Origin of the sequence: Mesorhizobium sp. M1E.F.Ca.ET.063.01.1.1, assembly GCF_003998155.1 — a bacterium.
Lineage (GTDB): Bacteria > Pseudomonadota > Alphaproteobacteria > Rhizobiales > Rhizobiaceae > Mesorhizobium.
Window position 1 is genome coordinate 1 of record NZ_RZSC01000812.1, and the last position, 2,551, is coordinate 2,551.

The 2,551-nt window shown below is 61.1% G+C and carries 3 protein-coding genes; 2 read left to right on the forward strand and 1 reads right to left on the reverse strand.

What is annotated here, in order from left to right; genetic code table 11:
- The coding region (locus EOA29_RS32690; RefSeq protein WP_127222160.1) for a DUF815 domain-containing protein at nt 1-389 on the reverse strand (389 nt) is incomplete at its 3' end.
- A 265-nt stretch (nt 390-654) separates the two neighbouring features.
- Between EOA29_RS32690 and yajC the strand changes: the two genes are divergently transcribed.
- A complete protein-coding gene (gene yajC, locus EOA29_RS32695; protein WP_127222161.1) occupies nt 655-993 on the forward strand; it encodes a preprotein translocase subunit YajC in 339 nt (112 codons plus the stop codon).
- A gap of 55 nt (nt 994-1,048) precedes the next feature.
- Nucleotides 1,049-2,551 (forward strand): protein translocase subunit SecD (gene secD, locus EOA29_RS32700; RefSeq protein WP_127222162.1); only part of this gene is annotated, 1,503 nt, incomplete at its 3' end.

A 2,551-nucleotide genomic window follows, 5' to 3' on the forward strand; every position in this document is an offset into this window, starting at 1 on the left:
GTGTCGATGTCCTCGCGGTGGATCTCGATCAGCTTGAGCGGGAGGTCGAGCTTGTCCGAGGCGTTGACCTTGGCGTGCACGGCCTTGACCAGCGACGACTTGCCCATGCCGCGCGCGCCCCAGAGCAGCACATTGTTGGCCGCAAAGCCCGAAGCGAAGCGCTCGGTGTTGTCGAGCAGGATGTCGCGAACCCGGTCGACGCCACGGATCAGACCGATATCGACGCGGTTGACCTTGCGCACCGGCTCCAGATGGCCGGGATCGGCTTGCCAGACGAAACAATCGGCCACGCCGAGGTCGGTCTCCGGCACGGGTGGCGGGGCGAGGCGGGAGACCGCTTCGATCAGGCGGTCGAGCTTCTTGTTCAGGGCATCCTGGCTATCGGTCATTTCGGATCTTTGTCCTGGCATCTCGGAATGCGGATAAAGCTTCATGGCGGCGCTGCAAGAACCAGCCCCAAGCTTTTGTTGGAGCATGATCTTTTGGGCAAGGCCGAAGCCGCTTCCCGCTGCGACGCTCTAGCACGCGCCAAACGGCTGGAAAAGCAACGGATTCGCCAGCCCGCGCAGTTGCATTGGCAACTTTACCGACTATATTCCGCCCAAATTTTGCGGGGCCGCCCCGGGCGGTTTTCAATCATCCAGGAGTTTCTTGATGTTCGTCACACCGGCATACGCCCAAGGCGTCGGCACCTCGCCCGATATGTTCATCAGCATTTTGCCGTTTGCCCTGATTTTCGTGATCATGTATTTTCTGATCATCAGGCCGCAGCGCACGCAGCTGAAGAAGCGCCAGGAGATGCTGGCCGCGGTGCGCCGCGGCGATACGGTGGTGACCGGCGGCGGCTTCGTCGGCAAGGTGACCAAGGTGATCGACGACAATGAGCTGGAGATCGACCTTGGCGGCGGAACCAAGGTGACGGCGCTGCGCTCGACGATCTCCGACGTGCGCGTCAAGGGCGAGCCGGTGGCGAACCAGAACGCCAAGAAGTAATCATCACCTCGATGGCGGAACGCTGCCGCTTGTACGCCTGAACGGATAAGAACGAATGCTGTATTTCTCGCGCCTGAAGATGATCCTGATCTGGCTGGCTGTGGCCGTCACAGTGATCCTCGCCGCGCCCAATCTCTTCCCGGCAAGCACGCTGGCGCAACTGCCGAGCTGGGTGCCGAAACGGCAGATGACGCTCGGCCTCGACCTTCAAGGCGGCTCGCACATCCTGCTCCAGATGGATCAGAACGATCTGATCAAGGACCAACTGGAGACGACGCGCGACGAGATCAGGACCCTGCTGCGCGAAGCCAAGATCAACTATACCGGGCTTTCCGGCACCGGTCGCACCGTGCAGGTGCGCATCAGCGACCAGAACCAGGTCGATGCGGCCAAGGCAGCGCTGAAACCCATTACAAATCCGGTAAATGCCGGTCTATTCACCGGCGGCTCCGTTCAGTCGATGACGCTGGATGATTCAGAGCCTGGGCTGCTGAAATTTACCGTCACGGATGCCGGCCTCAAGTACCGGACCACAACGGCGTTGTCACAGGCAATCGAAGTTGTCGAACGACGCGTCAACGCGCTTGGCACGACCGAGCCGATCGTGCAGCGGCAGGGTGACGATCGCATCCTCGTTCAGGTGCCTGGCCTTCAGAACCCTCAGCGGCTTAAGGACATTATCGGCCAGACCGCCAAGCTGACGTTCCAGATGGTCGACACCTCGATGCCGGTCCAGGACGCCATGAAAGGCCGGCCGCCGGCTGGCGACTCGATCCTGTATTCTCAAGACGATCCTCCGGTTCCCTATTTGGTGGAGAACCGCGTCATCGTGTCGGGCGAAGACCTGTCGCAGGCGACGCCGACCTATAATTCGCAGACAAACGAGCCAGTGGTTTCGTTTACGTTCAATTCGCGAGGCGCCACCCGGTTCGGTCAGGCGACCCAGCAGAATGTCGGTAAACCTTTCGCCATCGTCCTCGACAACCAGGTCATTTCGGCGCCCGTCATCCGTGAACCTATTCTCGGCGGCACGGGGCAGATTTCAGGCAACTTCACAGCCGAGAGCGCCAACGATCTCGCCGTGCTGCTGCGCGCCGGCGCCTTGCCGGCCAAACTCACCATCATTGAAGAGCGCACGGTGGGTCCGGGCCTTGGTCAGGATTCGATCCATGCCGGCAAGATCGCGGGCGTGATCGGCTCGATCCTCGTCGTCGCCTTCATGTTCGTGGCCTACGGCTTCCTCGGCTTCCTCGCCAATGTGGCTTTGGCCGTGCACGTTGCGATGATCGTGGGGGCGCTGTCACTGCTTGGCGCAACGCTCACTTTGCCAGGTATCGCGGGTATCGTGCTGACCATCGGCATGGCCGTGGACTCCAACGTTCTGATTTACGAGCGCATACGCGAAGAGCGACGAAATGGCCGCTCCGTCATCCAGGCGATCGACACCGGTTTCTCCAAGGCGCTGGCGACGATCGTCGACTCCAACGTCACGTCGCTGATCGCGACCGTGGTGCTGTTCTTTCTTGGCACCGGTCCGGTCAAGGGCTTCGCCATCACC

Bases quoted from the DNA above. Each gene is read 5' to 3' on its own strand.
- yajC (WP_127222161.1), top strand. From the start codon at position 655: ATGTTCGTCACACCGGCATACGCCCAAGGCGTCGGCACCTCGCCCGAT.